The 19,467-nt window shown below is 73.5% G+C and carries 14 protein-coding genes; 9 read left to right on the top strand and 5 right to left on the bottom strand.

Annotation, left to right across the window (positions count from 1 at the left end; all coding sequences use genetic code 11):
* The first annotated feature begins 34 nt into the window (after positions 1-34).
* The 6 genes from AB0K92_RS29025 (at position 35) to AB0K92_RS29000 (ending at position 9,682) form a co-directional block, all read left to right on the top strand.
* On the top strand, positions 35-3,490 hold the full coding sequence (locus AB0K92_RS29025) for a CARDB domain-containing protein (RefSeq protein WP_365927718.1): 3,456 nt from the start codon (positions 35-37) through the stop codon (positions 3,488-3,490).
* Between the two features lie 86 nt (positions 3,491-3,576).
* A complete protein-coding gene (locus tag AB0K92_RS29020; protein WP_365927716.1) occupies positions 3,577-4,578 on the top strand; it encodes a LacI family DNA-binding transcriptional regulator in 1,002 nt (333 codons plus the stop codon).
* Between the two features lie 136 nt (positions 4,579-4,714).
* Positions 4,715-6,127: an extracellular solute-binding protein gene (locus AB0K92_RS29015; RefSeq protein ID WP_365927714.1), complete on the top strand. Its 1,413-nt coding sequence runs from the start codon at positions 4,715-4,717 to the stop codon at positions 6,125-6,127.
* Between the two features lie 20 nt (positions 6,128-6,147).
* The gene (locus AB0K92_RS29010) at positions 6,148-7,134 is read left to right on the top strand and encodes a sugar ABC transporter permease (RefSeq protein ID WP_365927711.1); all 987 of its coding nucleotides are present in this window, start codon (positions 6,148-6,150) and stop codon (positions 7,132-7,134) included.
* A gap of 15 nt (positions 7,135-7,149) precedes the next feature.
* Entirely contained in the window at positions 7,150-8,025 is an 876-nt protein-coding gene (locus AB0K92_RS29005; RefSeq protein WP_365927709.1) for a carbohydrate ABC transporter permease, read from the top strand.
* A 52-nt stretch (positions 8,026-8,077) separates the two neighbouring features.
* The gene (locus AB0K92_RS29000; protein ID WP_365927707.1) at positions 8,078-9,682 is read left to right on the top strand and encodes a glycoside hydrolase family 13 protein; all 1,605 of its coding nucleotides are present in this window, start codon (positions 8,078-8,080) and stop codon (positions 9,680-9,682) included.
* Positions 9,683-9,699: 17 nt separating this feature from the next.
* Here AB0K92_RS29000 and AB0K92_RS28995 read toward each other — a convergent pair whose 3' ends face one another.
* The 5 genes from AB0K92_RS28995 to AB0K92_RS28975 all read right to left on the bottom strand — a co-directional run bounded on the left by AB0K92_RS28995 (position 9,700) and on the right by AB0K92_RS28975 (position 14,070).
* Positions 9,700-10,920, bottom strand: a complete 1,221-nt coding sequence (locus AB0K92_RS28995) for an MFS transporter (RefSeq protein ID WP_365927705.1) — start codon at positions 10,918-10,920, stop codon at positions 9,700-9,702.
* A gap of 400 nt (positions 10,921-11,320) precedes the next feature.
* Positions 11,321-11,734, bottom strand: a complete 414-nt coding sequence (locus AB0K92_RS28990) for a DUF3618 domain-containing protein (RefSeq protein WP_365927703.1) — start codon at positions 11,732-11,734, stop codon at positions 11,321-11,323.
* Positions 11,731-12,102, bottom strand: a complete 372-nt coding sequence (locus AB0K92_RS28985) for a phage holin family protein (protein WP_166004516.1) — start codon at positions 12,100-12,102, stop codon at positions 11,731-11,733. Before AB0K92_RS28985 ends, AB0K92_RS28990 begins: the two co-directional genes overlap by 4 nt.
* A gap of 164 nt (positions 12,103-12,266) precedes the next feature.
* On the bottom strand, positions 12,267-13,421 hold the full coding sequence (locus AB0K92_RS28980) for an aromatic acid exporter family protein (RefSeq protein WP_365927700.1): 1,155 nt from the start codon (positions 13,419-13,421) through the stop codon (positions 12,267-12,269).
* Positions 13,422-13,491: 70 nt separating this feature from the next.
* Positions 13,492-14,070 (bottom strand): phosphotransferase, encoded by a 579-nt coding sequence (locus AB0K92_RS28975; RefSeq protein WP_365927698.1) that lies wholly within the window; start codon positions 14,068-14,070, stop codon positions 13,492-13,494.
* Between the two features lie 545 nt (positions 14,071-14,615).
* On the opposite strand from AB0K92_RS28975, the gene AB0K92_RS28970 reads away from it, so the two are divergent.
* The 3 genes from AB0K92_RS28970 to AB0K92_RS28960 all read left to right on the top strand — a co-directional run bounded on the left by AB0K92_RS28970 (position 14,616) and on the right by AB0K92_RS28960 (position 19,420).
* Positions 14,616-14,795, top strand: a complete 180-nt coding sequence (locus tag AB0K92_RS28970) for a hypothetical protein (protein ID WP_165995262.1) — start codon at positions 14,616-14,618, stop codon at positions 14,793-14,795.
* A 145-nt stretch (positions 14,796-14,940) separates the two neighbouring features.
* On the top strand, positions 14,941-15,738 hold the full coding sequence (locus AB0K92_RS28965; protein ID WP_365927696.1) for a GNAT family N-acetyltransferase: 798 nt from the start codon (positions 14,941-14,943) through the stop codon (positions 15,736-15,738).
* Positions 15,739-15,835: 97 nt separating this feature from the next.
* Positions 15,836-19,420, top strand: a complete 3,585-nt coding sequence (locus AB0K92_RS28960; RefSeq protein WP_365927694.1) for a hypothetical protein — start codon at positions 15,836-15,838, stop codon at positions 19,418-19,420.
* The last annotated feature ends 47 nt before the right edge of the window (positions 19,421-19,467 follow it).

Genomic DNA, 19,467 nt, shown 5'->3' with positions numbered 1-19,467 from the left:
GCCCGTCACGCCCGTCAAGGGAACGAGAGGGTCGATGAGACGGAGAGAACACGGCCGGTGGGGACTCGCCGGGCTGGTGACGGCAGGGCTCCTCACGGCCGGACTGCTGCCCGTGGCCGCCCCGGCGGCACACGCCGCACAGCACGCCCCCCACAGCGCCGGCCAGCTGGCCGGTCAAAGCGCCGGCCAGCGTGCCGCCCAGGAGACCGGCCGGCGCGCAGCCGAGGCGCCCAACCTGGCGCTCGGCCGACCGGTCACGGCGAGCGGAGCGCACAGCGGTTATCCGGCGAGCCAGGTGACCGACGGCAGCCAGGCGTCGTACTGGGAAGGACCGGCGGGATCGTTCCCGCAGTGGGTGCAGGTCGACCTCGGCGGCACCGTCGACGTCGACCGGCTGGTGCTCAAGCTCCCCGCGTCCTGGGAGTCCCGCAACCAGACCGTCGGCGTCCAGGGCAGCACGGACGGCAGGGACTTCACCTCCCTGTCCGGCGCCGCGGGCCGGACCTTCTCGCCGTCGTCCGGCAACACGGTGACGCTCGACGTCACCGCCGAGACGCGGTACGTCCGCGTGCAGGTGAGCGCCAACACCGGCTGGAACGCCGCGCAGCTGTCCGAGCTGGAGGTCTACGGCGACTCCGGGGGCGGTGACCCCGAACCCCCGCCCGGCACCAACCTCGCGCTGCGCAAGCCCATCGAGGCCACCTCGCACACCCAGAACTACGTCGCCGCCCACGCCAACGACGGCAGCACCACCACCTACTGGGAGGCGAGCGGCCAGTCGTCGGCGCTGACGGTACGGCTCGGCGCCGACGCCGACCTGACCGGCATCGTGCTGAGACTGAACCCCGACCCCGTCTGGGGCACCCGCACCCAGAGCGTCCAGGTCCTCGGCCGCAAGGCGGGCGAGACCGCCTTCACCTCGCTCAAGGACCGGGCCGACTACACCTTCAGCCCGTCCGGCAACCGGAACACGGTCACCATCCCGGTCTCCGGCCGGTACGCCGACGTACGCCTGCAGTTCTCCGGCAACACCGGCGCCGGCGGCGGACAGGTCGCCGAGTTCGAGGTCGTCGGCGCCGCCGCGCCCGCGCCCGACCTGACCGTCACCGACCTGAGCTGGTCACCGGCGTCCCCGTCCGAGGCCGACCCGATCACCGTCGACGCCACCGTCCGCAACACCGGCACCGCGGCCGCCCCCGCGACCACGGTCGACGTCAGTCTCGAAGGCACCGTCGCGGGCAGCGCGCCCGTGCGCGCGCTCGGCGCGGGCGAGTCGGTCAAGGTGCCCGTCACCGTCGGCAAGCGGCCCATGGGCGGGTACACCGTCTCCGCGGTCGTCGACCCGACCGACACGGTCGCCGAACTCGACAACAGCAACAACAGCCGCAACGCCGCCACCAGGCTCGTCGTCACGCAGGCGCCCGGCCCGGACCTGGAGGTCACCTCCATCACCACCAGCCCGGCGAACCCGGCCGTCGGCGCGAAGGTCACCTTCACCGTCGCCGTCCGCAACCGCGGCACCAGCCCGGTGCCCGCCGGCTCCGTCACCCGGCTCACCGCGGGCGACACCACCCTGAACGGCACCACGGCCGCCGTCCCCGCGGGCGGCACCGTCACGGTCGCCATCGGCGGCAGCTGGACCGCCACCGGCGGCGGCGCCACCCTCACCGCGACCGCCGACGCGACCGCCGTCGTCGCGGAGACCCTCGAGAACAACAACGTCCTCGCCCGCTCCCTGGTCGTCGGACGCGGCGCGGCGGTGCCGTACGTCGCGTACGAGGCGGAGCACGGCCGCCACAACGGCACCGTGCTCAAGGCGGACGCGAAGCGCACCTTCGGCCACACCAACTTCGCGAGCGAGTCCTCCGGCCGCGAGTCCGTACGCCTGGACGCCACCGGCCAGTACGTGGAGTTCACCGCCACCGCCCCGGCCAACTCCGTCGTCGTCCGCAACTCCATCCCGGACGCGGCGGGCGGCGGCGGCCGCGAGGCCACGATCAGCCTGTACGCGGACGGGAAGTTCGTCCGCAAGCTGACGCTGTCCTCCAAGCACAGCTGGCTCTACGGCTCGACCGACGACCCGGAGGGCCTGACCAACCGGCCCGGCGGCGACGCCCGGCGGCTGTTCGACGAGTCCCACGCGCTGCTCGCCGACACCTACCCGGCGGGCACCACCTTCCGGCTCCAGCGCGACGCCGGGGACGACGCCGCGTTCTACGTCATCGACCTGATCGACCTGGAGCAGGTCGCCCCGCCCGCCGCCAAGCCCGCCGACTGCGTCTCCATCACCGCCTACGGGGCCGTGCCCAACGACGGCATCGACGACGCGGACGCCCTCCAGCGCGCCGTCACGGCGGACCAGAAGGGCGAGATCCCCTGCGTGTGGATCCCGGCCGGGCAGTGGCGGCAGGAGAAGAAGATCCTCACCGACGACCCGCTGAACCGGGGGCAGTACAACCAGGTCGGCATCCGGGACGTGACCGTGCGCGGCGCCGGCATGTGGCACTCCCAGCTGTACTCCCTCATCCCGCCGCACCAGGCCGGCGGCATCAACCACCCGCACGAGGGCAACTTCGGTTTCGACATCGACGACAACACGAAGATCTCCGACCTCGCGATCTTCGGCTCCGGCACCATCCGCGGCGGCGACGGAGGCGCGGAGGGGGGCGTCGCCCTCAACGGCCGCTTCGGCAAGGGCACGAAGATCACCAACGTGTGGATCGAGCATGCCAACGTCGGCGCCTGGGTCGGCCGGGACTACTCCAACATCCCCGAGCTGTGGGGCCCCGGTGACGGCGTCGAGTTCAGCGGCGTCCGCATCCGCAACACCTACGCCGACGGCGTCAACTTCGCCAACGGCACCCGCAACTCGACCGTGTTCAACTCCTCCTTCCGCAACACCGGGGACGACGCCCTCGCGGTGTGGGCCAGCAAGTACGTCAAGGACACCTCGGTCGACATCGGCCACGACAACCACTTCCGCAACAACACCGTCCAGCTGCCCTGGCGCGCCAACGGCATCGCCATCTACGGCGGATACGGCAACACGATCGAGAACAACCTCATCTCCGACACCATGAACTACCCGGGGATCATGCTGGCCACCGACCACGACCCGCTGCCGTTCTCCGGACAGACCCTCATCGCCGGCAACGGTCTGTACCGCACCGGCGGCGCGTTCTGGGGCGAGGCCCAGGAGTTCGGCGCGATCACCCTGTTCGCCCAGGGGCCCGACATCCCCGGCGTCACCATCCGTGACACCGACATCCACGACTCGACCTACGACGGCATCCAGTTCAAGACCGGCGGCGGCGCGACCCCCGGCGTCCAGATCCGCAACGTCACCATCAGCAAGTCGAACAACGGGTCCGGCATCCTCGCCATGGGCGGCGCGCGCGGCAGCGCGACGCTCACCGACGTGACCATCACCGACTCCGCCCGGGGCGACGTCGTGGTGGAGCCCGGCTCCCAGTTCGTGATCAACCGCTAGGGCCCGGCGGCGGACCCGGGACCGACGCGGCATCGCTCGCGAGCGTAGCGCAAGCCACTTGCATCGCTTGCGCTACGCTTGCGTTCATGACGCGACGACTTGCTCAAGTGGCGAAAAAGGTGGGGGTCAGCGAGGCCACGGTCAGCCGGGTGCTCAACGGCAAGCCGGGGGTGTCCGAGTCGACCCGGCAGGCGGTGCTGACCGCGCTGGACGTCCTGGGCTACGAGCGGCCGACGCAGCTGCGCGGCGAACGCGCCCGGCTGGTGGGCCTCGTCCTGCCGGAGCTGCAGAACCCCATCTTCCCGGCGTTCGCCGAGGTCATCGGCGGCGCGCTGGCGCAGCAGGGACTGACGCCCGTGCTGTGCACCCAGACCAAGGGCGGCGTGTCGGAGGCGGACTACGTCGAGCTGATGCTCCAGCAGCAGGTGTCCGGGGTGGTGTTCGCGGGCGGCCTGTACGCCCAGGCGGACGCGCCGCACGACCACTACGCCCTGCTCGCCCAGCGCGGGATCCCCGTCGTGCTCATCAACGCGGCCGTGGACGGCCTCGACTTCCCGTGCGTGGCGTGCGACGACGCGGTCGCCGTCGAGCAGTCCTGGCGCCATCTGGTGTCCCTGGGGCACGAGCGGATCGGCCTGGTTCTCGGCCCCGCCGACCACATCCCCTCGCGGCGGCGGCTGAACGCGGCCGCGGGAGCCGCGGGCGGCGTGCTGGCCGACGAATTCGTGGAGCGGTCGATGTTCTCGCTGGAGGGCGGCCAAGCCGCCGCCTCCCGGCTGCTGGAGCGGGGCGTGACGGGCATCGTGTGCGCCAGCGACCCGCTGGCGCTCGGCGCGGTGCGGGCGGCCCGCCGCCGCGGCCTGCGCGTCCCCGAGGACGTGTCCGTGGTCGGCTACGACGACTCCGCCTTCATGACCTGCACCGAGCCCCCGCTCACCACGGTCCGCCAGCCCATCGAGGCCATGGGGCGCGCGGCGGTCGAGCTGCTCAACGCCCAGATCCAGGGCACGGACGTCCCGCACAGCGAACTCCTCTTCGAACCGGAACTCGTCGTCCGCGGCTCCACCGCACAGGCGCGGGCGGAGTGAGGCAACCCAACTGTCAAAGATTTTCGGAATTCGCGCGAGATATTGCGTCAGTCAGTTCTCGGTGGTTGAGTGTGCGGCGCCCCACAACGCCCGGCGGTGGGGCGCCTTCCTCGTTCCCGCCCGAAGGGGGCCACCCATGAGAAGTGCCCGGTCGAGCCGTGCCCGCAGGGCCGGCGTCCTGACCCTCGTCTCCGCCCTCACCCTCACCGCACTGGCCGCCTGCGGCACCAGCAGCAGCGACGACCCGGAACAGGCCGGGCAGCGCGGCTCCTCCGACCCGGCCGCCCCGCTCGACCCGAAGACCGAGGTCACCCTCACCATCGACTGCATGCCGCCCGCCGCGAAGGCCGCCGAGCTGAAGCAGTGGAAGGAAGACGTCGCGGAGTTCAACAAGACCTATCCGAACGTCACCATCGAGGGCCGCTCCACCCCCGGCCAGTGCCTGGAGCCACCGCGCTTCACGGCCATGCTGAAGGCCAGGTCCCAGCCCGACGTCTTCTACACCTACTTCACCGACCTGCCGCAGGTCCTCGACCACGAAGGCGCCGAGGACATCACCGCGTACGTCAACGAGAACACCGTGCCGCGGCTGAAGGACATCGACCCGGACGTCCTCGCCGCGCTGAAGCACGAAGGAAAGCTCTACGGCCTGCCCACCAGCAACTACACCATGGGCCTGCTGATCAACCGGGGCCTCTTCGAACGGGCGGGACTCGACCCCGACAGCCCGCCGCGCACCTGGGCCGAGGTCCGCACCGCCGCCCGGAAGATCGCCGGACTCGGCGACGGCATCGCCGGTTTCGGCGAGTACAGCGCGGGCAACACCGGCGGCTGGCACTTCACCGCGCACCTCTACAGCGTCGGCGGCGACATCGTCGACCCGAGCGGCCGCAAGGCGGCCTTCGACGACGCGCTGGGCCGGCAGGTCGCCGAGAACCTCCACGCCATGCGCTGGGAGGACGACAGCATGGGCCAGACCCAGCTGCTGAAGTGGGGCGACCTCCAGAAGCAGATCGCCACCGACAAGCTCGGCATGTTCCTCGCCGCTCCCGACGACATCGCCTACATGGTGCAGCAACTCGGCGCCGAGTACGAGGACTTCGGCATGGGGCCCATCCCCGGCGGACGCAACACCCTCGCCGGCGGCAACAGTTACATGATCAAGAAGGGCATCTCGCCCGACAAGATCAAGGCCGCCGTCGCCTGGCTCAACTTCAAGAACCTCACCCCCGGCAAGGGCCAGTTCGACTGGGCGCGCGCCAAGGCGGACGGGCTGCCCGTCGGTGTGCCGCAGCCGAACTTCTGGCTGGACGAGACCAAGGCGAAGGACGACGCCGCCCGCGCCGAACACGCCACCATGCCGGTCGAGAACTTCAAGCCGTTCCTGGACAACCCGGTCCCCGGCAAGGCCGAACCGCCCAAGGCCCAGGAGATCTACAAGGTCCTGGACAACGTGATGTCCGCGCTCCTCACCAACGAGGACGCCGACATCGACGAGCTGCTCTCCACCGCCGCGTCCCAGGTCGACCAGGTCCTCGCCCAGCGGTGACCCGAGCGGGAGGAAGAACGATGTCGGCCCCCAGCCCGGCCTCCACCGAGACGGACCGCCCCCGCCGCACCCGCCCCCGCCCCCGCCGCTCCCGGCCCCGCGCGCCGGGCCGCGTGCCGCCCGGCGGCGGCAGCCGGCTGGCCAGGAGCGTACGGCGCAACCTCACCGCCCACGCCTTCCTCATCGGCGCGGTCCTGTGCTTCGGGTTCTTCTCCTGGTACCCGATGGTCCGGGAGTTCCTGCTGGCCTTCCAGCAGACCGAGGACGGCCGGACCACCTGGGCCGGCCTGGACAACCTCGCCACCGTCTACCACGACCCGGCGTTCTGGCAGGCCTGGCGCAACACCCTGCTGTTCACCGTGCTCGCCCTGGTCCTCGGCTTCGCCGTGCCGTTCGTCGTCGCCGTCGTCATCAACGAGTTCCGGCACGGCAAGGGCTATCTGAGACTGCTGGTCTACCTCCCGGTGATGCTGCCGCCGGTCGCCTCCGTCCTGCTGTTCAAGTACCTCTACGACCCCGGCTACGGGCTCCTCAACGAACTGTTCGGCCTCCTCGGGCTCCCGCGGCAGCAGTGGCTGCAGGACCCGGACACCTCGATGCTCTCCGTCGTCATCGCCGCGACCTGGATGAGCATGGGCGGCGCCGCCCTCATCTACCTGGCCGCCCTCCAGGGCATCCCCGGCGAGCTGTACGAGGCGGCCGAACTCGACGGCGCCGGCCTGTTCCGCAAGATCTGGCACGTGACGATCCCGCAGACCCGCCTCGTGCTCTCCCTGATGCTGCTGATGCAGATCATCGCCACCATGCAGGTCTTCACCGAACCCTTCCTGCTGACCGGCGGCGCCGGCCCCGAGGGATCGACGACGACCGTCGTGTACCTCATCTACCAGTACGCCTTCAACTTCAACGACTACGGCGCCGCGGCGGCCCTCGGCCTGCTGCTGCTCGTACTCCTCGCCGGCTTCTCCGCGGCGTACGTCAGGCTCAGCCGCGCCGAGGACGAGTAGGACCGGAGGCCCCGCATGTCCACCCGCACCCTGATCTCACCGGCCCGGCTCGCCCGCCCCCGCGGCAAGGCCCTCTACTGGGTGACCTTCACCCTCGTCGTCGCGCTCTTCACGCTGGTCTTCCTCGGCCCCCTGTACTGGATGGTCTCCAGCGGCCTGAAGGACGCCCAGGAAGTCGTCCGCACCCCGCCCACCCTGGTCCCCGGATCGGCCGAGCCGGGCAACTACAGCCGGGCCTGGGAGGTCATGGACCTGGCCGGACTGCTGTTCAACACCCTCTACTACGCGTTCGGCGCGCTCGCCTTCCAGCTCGTCCTGGACGTCGCCGCCGCCTACTCGCTCTCCCGGCTCCGCCCGGTCCTCGGCAAGGCCGTCCTCGGCATGATGCTGGCGACCCTGATGATCCCGGCCACGGTGCTCGTCGTACCGCAGTACCTGACTGTGCTCGACGTGCCCGTCTTCGAACGCAACCTGCTCAACACGCCCTGGGCGATCTGGCTGCCCTCGGTCACCAACGCCTTCAACATCTTCCTGCTGAAGCGGTTCTTCGACTCGATCCCCAAGGAACTCCTGGACGCCGCCGCGATCGACGGGGCGGGTCCCGTGCGCACCCTGTGGTCGATCGTGCTGCCGGTCTCCCGGCCCATCCTCGGCGTCGTGTCCATCTTCGCGGTCGTGGGCGTCTGGAAGGACTTCCTGTGGCCCATGCTCACCCTGCCCGACCCGGGCAAGCAGACCCTCAACGTCGGCATCTACTCACTCTCCAACGGCGTCCCCGTCAACGTGCTGATCGCCGCCCTCACCATCGCCTCCCTGCCCACCCTGCTGATCTTCCTGGTCTTCCAGCGGAACATCATGAGCGGCCTCACCGCGGGCGGCCTCAAGGGCTGACCCCGCCCCGCCGCCCCGCACCCACCCCGCCCCGCCCCGAAAGGACCGTCACGTGGCAGCCCCCACCCCGCACCGCACCGACGACTGGTGGCGTGACGCCGTCATCTACCAGGTGTACCCGCGCAGCTTCGCGGACGGCGACGGCGACGGCACCGGGGACCTGGCGGGCGTCCGGTCCCGGCTGCCCTACCTCGCCGAACTCGGCGTGGACGCCGTCTGGTTCACCCCCTGGTACCTCTCCCCGCTCGTCGACGGCGGCTACGACGTGGCCGACTACCGCACCGTCGACCCCGCCTTCGGCACCCTCGCCGAAGCCGAGAAACTCATCGCCGAGGCCCGCCAACTCGGCATCCGCACCATCGTCGACATCGTCCCCAACCACGTCTCCGACCAGCACCCCTGGTTCCGCGCCGCCCTCGCCGCCAGCCCCGGCAGCCCCGAGCGCGAACTGTTCCACTTCCGCCCCGGACGCGGGCCGAACGGCGAACTGCCGCCCAACGACTGGCCGTCCCAGTTCGCGGGCACCCCCTGGACCCGCGTCCCCGACGGCGAGTGGTACCTGCACCTGTTCGCCCCCGAACAACCCGACCTCAACTGGGCCCACCCCGCCGTCCGGCAGGAACACGAGGACATCCTGCGGTTCTGGTTCGAACGCGGCGTCGCCGGCGTACGCGTCGACTCCGCCGCCCTCCTCGCCAAGGACCCCGCGCTCCCCGACTTCACCGAGGGCCGCGACCCCCACCCGTTCGTCGACCGGGACGAACTCCACGACATCTACCGCTCCTGGCGGGCCGTCGCCGACGAGTACGGGGCCGTCTTCGTGGGGGAGGTGTGGCTGCCCGACGCCGAACGCTTCGCCCGCTACCTGCGCCCCGACGAACTCCACACCGCGTTCAACTTCACCTTCCTGACCTGCCCCTGGGACGCCGGCCGGCTGCGCCGCGCCATCGACGACACCCTGGCCGAACACGCCCCCGTCGGCGCCCCGGCCACCTGGGTCCTGTGCAACCACGACGTGACCCGCACGGTCACCCGCTACGGCCGCGCCGACACCGCCTTCGACTTCGCCACCAAGGCCTTCGGCACCCCCACCGACCTCACCCTCGGCACCCGCCGGGCCCGCGCCGCCGCCCTGCTCACCCTGGCCCTGCCCGGCTCCGTCTACGTCTACCAGGGCGAGGAACTCGGCTTGCCCGAGGCCGACATCCCCCTCGACCGCATCCAGGACCCCATGCACTTCCGCTCCGGCGGCACCGACCCGGGCCGCGACGGCTGCCGCGTCCCCCTGCCCTGGACCGCCGCGGACCCCCACTGCGGCTTCGGCTCGCACGGGGAGCCCTGGCTGCCCCAGCCCGCCGGCTGGCCGGCGTACGCCGCCGACCGCCAGGCTGCGGACCCCGGCTCGATGCTCACCCTCTACCGCCGCGCCATCGCCCTGCGCCGCTCCACCCCCGGCTTCGGCGACGGCCCCCTCACCTGGCTGCCCGCCCCCGACGACGTCCTCGCCTTCGCCCGCCCCCACGGCCTGACCTGCGTCGTCAACCTCTCACCCGCCCCCGTCGACCTCCCTGCCCACACCTCCCTCCTCCTCACCAGCGGTCCCCTCACCCCCGACACCCGCCTCCCCGCGGACACCGCCGTCTGGCTGCGCACCTGACGCCGGGCGGCCTCCCCTCACCGGTCCGCCGGCGTGCGCGGCCGCGCCCACGCCGGCCGCCACCGGGCCGCCGCCGCGGCGGCGAGCAGGGGCACGGCCGCGGACGACAGACAGGCGAGCGCCACTGGCAGGGACACCCAGCGGGTCAGGGACCCCACGAGCAGCGGACTGACCAGGAACGCGACGTAGGACACGGCGGACACCACGGAGACCGTGTAACCGCTCGGGTCGGTGCGGCCGGCGTGGCCGAGCAGCGCCGGCATGAGCGGCCCCAGGGCCAGACCGCACACGGCGAACCCGGTCAGGGACAGCCACGCCGCCGGCGCGAGCGCCGCCCAGGCGATGCCTCCGCAGCCGCCGACGGCACCGAGGAGAACCAGGTCACGGGTGGGCGGCGGCGCCATCCGCTGCACGACCAGCCGGGACACGGTGAGCGCGCCCATGTAGACGGCGGGCGCGGCGCTGGCCAGGACCGCCGGGGCGTCGCGGTGCTCCTCCAGCAGCAGCACCGACCACTGCTCCACGGCGTTCTCCACCACCAGCACACAGCCGCCCAGCGCGCCCAGCACGGATCCCCACACCCAGGCGGAGCGCCACGCCGGACCCACCACCCGCCGGACCGGTCCGGCGGCCGGCCCTGCCCCGCCCTTGCCCCTGCCCTCGCGTTCCTCCCCGCGTCCACCGACGGCCGCGGGCCGCAACAACGGCAGGGCGGAAGCGGCTTGCAGGACGGCGCACACCAGCAGGACCGACGGGATGCCCACGCCCGCCTGCCGGGCCAGCCCGGTCAGCGGCGCGGCCGCGATCACCGCGACGGGGAACGCGGCGTGCACCGCCTGGAACAGAGGCCGTCCGGTGGTGCGTTCGACGCGGGCCGTCGCGGAGTTCAGACACACGTCGAGGGCACCGCTCATGGCGCCGACCACGAGCAGCGCCGCCCCCAGACCGGCCGGACCCGAGACCCCGCCCAGCAGCACGATGCCGGCCGCCAGCGAGAAGGCGGTGAGCAGCAGGGCGCGCGGCTCCCGGCCGACGGCGAGCCGGCCCACCACCGCCATCGCGGGCATCGCCCCGAGCGGTACGGCCGTGAGGACGAGACCGAACTCGGCGGGCGAGGTGCCCGCGCGTTGCAGGACCGCGGGCAGCAGCGCCGACCAGGTGCCCCAGAACACTCCCCAGGCCCCGCTGACCGCCACCAGAACGGAGCCGGGGGACAGGAGCGGCTGCGGGAACGTCATGGTGATCTTCCCTGACGTAGGCGCGCCGGGCAGCGCTCACCGTACCGAGACGATGGCGGCACCGAGAACGACCGCGCCGTACGGGACGTGGACACCCGACGGCCCGCCGGGCCGACGAGGTGGCCGGCCCGGCGGGCCGTCGAGGTGAGTGACCGCCGGTCGTCACGGCGGATCGTGAGGAGGCCCGGCGCTCCAGCCGGCCACGAGGCCGACGCATCAAGGCCAGGGCCGATGGGCCGGCGGGGCAAGGCCAGGGCCGACGGGCCGGCGGGTCAAGGCGGACAGGCCGCCTGGGCCAGGTGGCGGACCGGCCGGGTCACGTGGCGGGTCAGCCGGGCCAGGTGCCGGTCAGAGCCCGCGCGCGCTCCCGCCGCCGCGGTCCACATGCCTTCACGGGTGTTCACCCCTTCCGGCGCTTGGCCGCCAGCCAGATCACCACGCTCGCCACGCCCACGGCCACCAGCAACAGGGTGCGGTTGTCCCGGGACAGAGCCTTGTCCCTGACCGGCTCGGGCAGCTTGTCCTGCACCTGATGGGCCACGCCGGAGGCCTTCGCCTTGAGGTCACCGGCCTTCGCCGTGGTCTGTTCCCGGACCTCGGCGGCCTTCGCGGCGGCGTGTTCCTTCACCTCGGCCGCCTTCGCCGTGGCGTGTTCCTTCACCTCCGCGGCCTTCTCCCGGGCCCGTGACTTGACGTCGGCCTTGGCCGCGAGCGCCTCGACCGTCTCCCCGAGTTCGGCGCGGGTCCGCTCCACCTGCTCGCGCAGTTCCTCCGGGCTCGACGCGGGCGTCTCGTCGTGCGGCGACTGGGTCATCGATGCGCGCTCCCCTTGATCTCGGCCACATCGGCCTTCACGTTCTCGATCGCTTGTTCGGGCTTGGGCGGGGACCCCCGGTCCACCTGCTTCTTGCCGGCCAGCGCCATCACCGCCGCGATCACACCCAGCAGCGCGGTGACGATCAGCGCGGCCGCCCACACCGGCAACGGCACCGCCAGAGCGGCGATCACCGTCGCCACCAGCGCCTGCAGCATCAGGAAGCCGACGACTCCGGCGCCGCCGAACAGCCCGCCCCCCTTGCCGTAGCGCTTGCCCTTCTCCTTCATCTCGGCCTGCGCCAAGCGCATCTCGCCGCGGACCAGCTCCGTCAGCTGCTGCGACGCACGCTGGACCAGCTCGCCCACCGGCTCCTGGCCGGGCTCGCGCACCTGCCCGTGGGGTGCGGTGCGGTGCGACTGTGTATGCGATTGCGTACTCGACACGGCGATCACCTCCCGTCCGTCTCGTTTCTGCGACCCTGCGCGAGTACCCCGAATGTCTGCGGCGCCACCGGCCGGTCACGCCGCGTTCAGTGGTCCACCAGCTGGTCGGCCAGCCGGCGCGCCTGGGACAGCAGCGTGCCGTAGGTCGCCAGCGCGTCCGGATGATCGGGTACGGCGCGGGGCAGCCGGCTGCGCAGGTCCTCCAGGGTGCGGACCAGGTCGTCGACCACCTCGCGCAGCTCCCGGCCGGCCTGCCGGCCCTGGTCGCCCGGCGCGAACCGGCTCGTGGTGTACAGCCGGATCGCGTACGCGCTCTTGTGCAGGAAGGCCGCGTACGGCTCGGTGACGTGCGGGCCCGGACGGGGCTCGTCGCGGTCCCCGTCGCAGGCCTCCAGCACCGCCCGGGTGACCCCCGCGGTGTGGACGGCCACGTAGTCGAGGACGGTGACCGCGTCGTCGTAGTCCCGGCCGGGCTCGGACACGGCTCCGGTGTGGCGCCGCGGGTTGACCCGCAGGCTCTCCCGGCTCCACCCCACCGCGGCGCGCGCCTGGTCCACCAGACGGCCCAGCCGCAGTGCCCGCTCGTGCAGGACCCCGGCCGCGCGGGCGTCCCACTCGCCCGAGGCCAGGCCGTCGGCGACCGCGTCGAGGATGTCCCGCGCCTCACCGGCCGCGTCCTCCAGCGCGGCACGCGTGCTGCGCAGATACACCGGCGGCCGGATCAGCGCGTTGACCGCGATCCCGACCACGGCCCCGAACACGGCCTCCGCGACCCGGGCCGCCGAGGCGGCGACCGTCACCGGCGGGCTGGTCAGCACGAACAGGGCGCCGGTGGCCGCGTACACGCCCTGACTGCCCAGCCGCCTCCAGTTGCCCATCAGCACGGCCGCCGGCAGCACCAGGCTCATCGCCGCCATCGTGGAGTCCAGCAGCAGGGCGGCGCCGGTGGCCACGACCGTCCCGGTGGCGATGGCCGCCACCTGCTGCAGCCCGTGGGTCACCGAGCGGTACACCGTGGACTCCACCAGCACGATCGCCACCCACGGCGCGACGAACGCCATCGGCGCCTGCAGCCACCAGCCCGCCACCGCCCACGCCACCCACGCGGCCAGCGCCGCCTTGACCGCCTGCGCCGCCAGATCCCGTTCCCGTCCCGGCTCCGCGCACGCCCGGCGCGCCGCGGCGACCGCCGCCGCGGCGTGGCGCCGGGCGCGCCACAACGCCCGTCCTATCCCGTCCATCCCTGGCAGGTGCCACCTCAGCCCGGATGAATGCCGTGTGTTTGCGCACGTTCCCGCAGGGGGCGCGCGCCTACCCCAGTGCCCGCAGCCCGGCCACGGCGTCGGCGAGGGCGTCGCGGCCGTAGGCCACCCGGTCGGCACCGAAGCCGCGCGGCCCGCGCGCGACGACGAGCACCAGGGCCGGGTAGAGGCGGTACAGGGCGAGGCGGTGCCGCGACGCCGGGGTGAAGTCCGGGCGGCCGCCGGCCCCGGTGTACCCGGTGACGCGGTCGCTGTCCGGGCCGGTGTCGCCGCCGAACGCCAGGGAGACCAGCTCGGCGGCCGGGTCGCCCCGGAAGGCCCGCTCGGGATCGATGGGCCCGGCGATCCGGCCGGACGACCCGTCGGGAGCGACGTCGACGACGATGTTGCCCGGCCACAGGTCGAAGCGGACCAGCAGGTCGAAGCGGACCAGCAGGTCGAAGTGGGCCAGCAGGTCGAAGCGGACCAGCAGGTCGAAGCGGACCAGCAGGTCGAAGTGGACCAGCCGGGGCTCGGTGACCTCGTCCAACGCGTACCCGCCCTCCGCCACCAGCGCCCGCAGACCCGCGGCCGGCAGGCCGAGCGGGGACCGTCTCCGCTCCGCCTCGTCCAGGAGTGCGTCCACCATCGCGGTGAACGCCGTCCGCCAGTCGCCCGCGGACAGCGCGGACGGGCGGCCGGATACCCGAACCGGCGGCCCCCCGGGGCGAGGGTGTGCGGGCGCGCGGTGATCGCGCCCAGCTCACGGCGCAGCCCCGCCGCACCGGCGGGCGACCCGCCGCCTCGTCCCCGCCGGTCCCCTCCAGCGGGGAGACGCCCGCCAGGCGCCGGTAGACCACCGCCTCCGTCCGTCAACTGTGTTCCAAGCGGCACCCCATGCCGGTGGAGGCGCGCAGGAGCGCGCTCAACTCCTCGGGAGACATACGGCGCTTGGTCCGGCTCTGCATGGAACACGCCCTTAAAAAGCGGGGTTTGGGAGCGCTCTCATGGTGTCGGGGTCCCTCGGCGGTGTCCAAGGCCGGACCGCGACGAGGCGATTGTCATACCCACGGCTTCCGGCCGACCGCACCACGGCCGCACCCCGTCGGCGATACTGATCACCGTCACACGGACAACCAGCAGCCGGCACCAGCCGTCACATCACCCGGCCACGACCCGAGAAAGCAGATCCCCTTGTTCCAGGAGACGCCGATCTACAGCCGCCTCGTCGCCGAGCGAGGCGACATCCCCACCCAGGTGAGGGGCGAAGCCGACCGCATACTCCGCGAGCTGGAATCCGTGATGCGCGTCGTCCCCAGCGGCCCCCTGACCGGCCTGCCCGCCCAGCCCGGCTTCCAGCGCCCGCCCCGCTGACCCGCCCGGCACGGGCGGGCGCGCCCGTCCCGACGACGGCGTCTTACCGGACCGCTCGGGCGCCCTCCGGATCACCGGGCGCCCCGCCGGGAAGAGATGAACCGTCGGCGACGCACGAACCGCCGCCGGGAAGAGGGAGCGCCACATGAAGGATCTCGCGGAGTCGGTCGAATCGATGGAGCAACTCGCCATGGTCTGGCGGGCCATGGTGCTCGACCGGGACGCGGAAGCGGACGTACGCGATCTGCCGGGCATCGCCGTGCGCTGGGCCGACTCCCGGTTCGCCTTCTGGAACTGCGTCACCCTCACCGACGTGGGGGCGGACCCGGCGCTCGCCGAGCGGCGGCTGGCCGAGGCGGCGGAGATCATGCGCGCCAAGCGGGAGCCGGGCTTCCTGTGGGTCTTCGAGGACCTGCTGGACACCGAGGCCCGCGCCACCCTGACCGCGGCCGCCGGACGCGCCGGCCTCACCCACGCCTTCTCCGGCACCGGCATGGCCGGGGATCTGCTCCCCGTCCCCGACCCGGTCCACCCCGACCTGACCTTCGTCCGCGTACGCACCGACGACCACCTGCGCGCCTACGCCGACCTCAACTCCCGTGCCTACGGCCTCCCGCTCGAACACGGCCGCGACGGGCTCGACGGCTCGGCGCTGTGGAAGACAGAGGTGCACGCCTACCTCGGCCTGCGCGGCGACACCCCGGTGACCTGCGCCGGGACGATCCCGGCGGCCGGCCGGCTGTTCGTCGTGCTCGTCGCCACCGACCCCGCGTGGGAACGCAGGGGCTACGGCGAGGCGGTGACCCGCAAGGCCCTCCACGAAGGCGCCCGCGCCACCGGACTCACCCGCGCCACCCTGCACGCCACGGCCGCCGGCGCCCCCGTCTACCCCCGCATCGGCTTCCAGTCGAACTCACCCCTGCACTTCTTCACCCTCCGCTAGGTTCCGTCTCACGGTCGGCATCGAGACGAGATGCGGATGCCGGCGAGGTCACGTGCGGCCGACGGCATTGTCAGTGGCCCTGCCTAGCATGGCGACCATGACGAAGACGCAGGTGGGGGCGACTGAGCGGCTGCTGCGCGAGATGACTCGGGCCGGTCAGGAGGCGCAGGACGCGGGTCCGCCGAAGGGCGCGGCGCTGACCGTGGTCCAGCGGGTGCGGCCCGCGCGCTCGGTGGCTGCCGAGGTCGCCGGCACCGGGGGAGCGGACGAGGAGGCGGCCGCCTGGCTCAGGCAGGTGACGGGGCGTCACCTCGGTGCGGACGGGACCCGCTGGCGGGACCTGCACGACGCACTCGTCGGGTACCCCGGCAGCCTGCCCGAGCTGCTCGCCGCACCGCCGGCGCCACCGGAGTCCGACGGCACGCTCCGGCCGCCCGCGCCCCGCAGCGTCCACCGCACGCTCGGCCTGCTCCTCCAGCACGCGGAGCCGCGTCACGCCGCCGCCGCGTTCGCCGCCCTGCCCGATCGGGTGGCGACGGAGCTGCTGGCCGGCGGGACCCACCCGGCACCGACCCTCGTGACCGCCGTCGTCGAGCACGGTGACAGCCGCACCCGGGCGGCCCTGGCCCGCCATCCCCGGCTCGACACCCGGGTCCTGGCCCGGCTGGTCGCGGTCGGCGACGCCGAGGTCGCCGCGGCCGTCTACCGCAACCCGCGCACCACACAGTCCCTGCGCCGCACCATCGTGGACCGGCTCGACACCGTCCCGCTCGACCCCGCGCTGCGCGCCGAGCTGACGGCACCGCACGGCAGGACTCCGCGGAGCCGGCTCGCCCCGCTGCTCGGCTCGGGCGACCCGCAGCTCGTGATGGCGGCGCTGCGGACGGGCGTGCGCCAAGTGGCCCAGCAGTACGCCCTGCTGCGGATCTGGGAACGGACCGGTCCGGACGCCGTACGCGCCCTGCTCGACGACCCCGCCGCGACCGCCTGGCTCAGCCGGGCGGTCGCGGCCACGGTCACCGAGGCGCTGGCCGCCCCGGACGGCGACGGGCCCCGCCGGCTGCGCGCACGGTGCGAGCCGTACGAGGATCCGGCCCGACTGCCCGCGCTGCTCGCCACCACACGCGGCACCAGCACCCTGCGCGACCTGCTGTCCGAGCCGTACGTGCACGACATCGACGCCCTCGCCGCGGCGCATGCCTCGACTCCGTTCCTGCCCGCGGCATGCGAGGAGTTGGCCCGCCACGAGGCGGCGAGCGATGCGCAGCGCGAGGCGTTCCGGCTGAGCGTCCTCAACGAGCCGTGGCGCACCGCGGGCCGTCGCGCGGGGAACGCCACCCCGCCCGCGCGGCGCCTGGCCGAGGAAATACTGGACGACAGCGCTGCCGTCTGGGCGGAGGGCATGGCGGCGGCGGGCCTCCTCGACCCGGTCGAGCTGATCGGCACCGCACGCCCCGCCGCCCGCGCCCTGGCCGCGCTCGCCCGCCTCACCGAACGGGGCCTGCTGGGCACGGCGGCGGTCGCCGAGCTGAGGGCACTGACGCGGACACATCTGGGGGAGCGGCAGCCGGCCTGGGCCGCACTCGACCTCCTGCTGCCCGACCACGGCGGAACGGTCGCGGAACTGATCGCCGCGGCGGGGAAGACCGCGGACGAGTCCACCGCGCCCGAACCACCGGCCGCGCACGGAACACCGGCCCGGGCCGAACCAACGGCTGAGCGCACCGCCGCACCCCGGCCGGCGGCCGATCCCGCACCACGCACCTCGGCGTCTCCATCCCCCGGGCCCGCAGCTCCAACGCCCAGACCCCGCCACCGGCGCGAGCGCACGCATGCTCTCGCCGCGCTCGACCTGCTGTACTCCCTCGCCCAGGACGACGCGCCCCGGCCGAAGGACCCCGAGGTACTGCGCGCACTGGCCGGGTACGAGCCGGCGACCGCGCCCGGCCTCGCCACCCCTGACTGGTTCGCCCGCGCCTGCGCCACCCACGGCATCCCCGCCTCCCCGGACGGCGCGGCGTACAAGGCGCCCGGCCTCGCGCAGGTGCGTGCGCGCCTGCCCGAGACGTACAGATCCGGCGCGCGGCACATGGAGCGGGCCTACGTCCAGGGCGTCCTGCCGGCCGACGAACTGCTGTCCCTGCTGCCCGCCCAGCGCCTCCTCCTGCTGCCGCACGACTGGTGTCGGCTGGCGTTCGCCGAGGCGTGGCGGGCCGCGCTCGCCCGCCGGCTGCGCGCCGAACTCGGCACCGACCCCGACGCCTGGCTGCGCCTGGCCGCGACCGTGACGGCGTCCCAGGCCGCCTCGGAGGATCTGACCTGGGCGCAATTGCTGGAGCGCGCGCAATCCGGTGCGAGCCCCGCGCCCCGCCCGGGACCAGGCATCGGCAGGCCCCGGCCGGCCACCCCCGACGAGGCCATCGAGCTGCTGGAACACGGCGACCATCTGTGGGCCTGGCCGGAGGGCACCCTGCTCTGCCTCGCCGACCCCGAGGTGGTCGACGCCGTACTGCCCCGGCTCGGCCCCGACGGCCCCTGGCTGCTCGCCGCGTACCTGCTGCGCCACGACCGCACACCCCGCGCCGTCCTCGACCGGCTGCTCGCGGACCGCGACCCCGACGCGCTGCGCGTCCTCGCCGCCCAGTCGCGCTGGATGGAGCGCAGCGGGGCGGTGGAGCGGCTGGTCGAGCTCGACGACCCCGACGTCGACCTCGCCCTGCTGCGGCACTGGAATCCCTGGCCCGTCGTCCACCGGATCGTGACCAGGTCACGACCCGACGCCCGAGGACCGTCCCTGGGCGCCCGGGTGCTCGCCGACTGGCGTGCCGGACATTCCGCGCGGCCGGCCGGCGGTCTGCGGTGGCTGTGCTCCGCCGAACCCGACCTCGTGGAGGAACTGCTCCAAAGAGAGGGCACGCGGCTCGGCCTCGGGCATCAACTGCGCGGCTGCCTGAGCCTGTTCGAGCACGGCGGCGCCGACCGGCTGGCGCGGCTCGCGGCGCGCAACGTGCTGGGACGCTCCGCCACCACCGTCTGCGCGAAGGCCCTGGCGTCCCCCGACCCCGCCGCCGTCCTCCGCGCCCGGCTGGACCGCGAACTCGCGCCGGAAAAGCTCGTCAAAAAGCTGCGGCGCGCCCGGCACGCCGCGCACGCCCGCGACCTCATCGAGTCCCGCCCGCCCGGCGAGTCCGTGGACTGGGCCGCCCTCGAAGCCGCCCACGCCCGGGAACCACTCCCGTACTGGCAGGACATCGTTTGCCTCGACGGCGTCCCCGAGGATGTGAGACTGCGGCATGCGGCACTGCTGCCCGAGCCGGGCCCCGACGGCCTGCCCGGCAACGCGCGGCTCACCCGGGAGCGGGCCCGGCACGGCCTCGGCGGCCAGTACCACTGCGCGCCGACCACCCAGCTGGACGGACTCCTCACAGCGGGGCTGCTCGACGGCGCGGACCTGGTGAACCTGGCCGCCCCGGCCGCGCGCCTGCTCGCCTACCTGGGCGCCGCGGCCCGCCGCACGGACGCCCCGCCCCAGACCGCCGAGGCCCGCACGCTCGTCGCGGACCTGGTGCGCGCCCGACTGGGCACGGACCCGGCGGCCTGGCAGCGGGTCGCCGAGCGACTGACCGGCCTGGACCCCGGCTGGGACCCGAACTTCACGGTGGAGGCACTGCTCACTGCCTAGCACGGGAAGCCGATCGTCCAGGCCCCGGAGCTTCGGGGCGGACTCCG

It is taken from the genome of Streptomyces sp. NPDC052687, from assembly GCF_040678395.1.
GTDB lineage: Bacteria > Actinomycetota > Actinomycetes > Streptomycetales > Streptomycetaceae > Streptomyces.
This window is presented reverse-complemented; position numbering and strand designations above follow the sequence as displayed.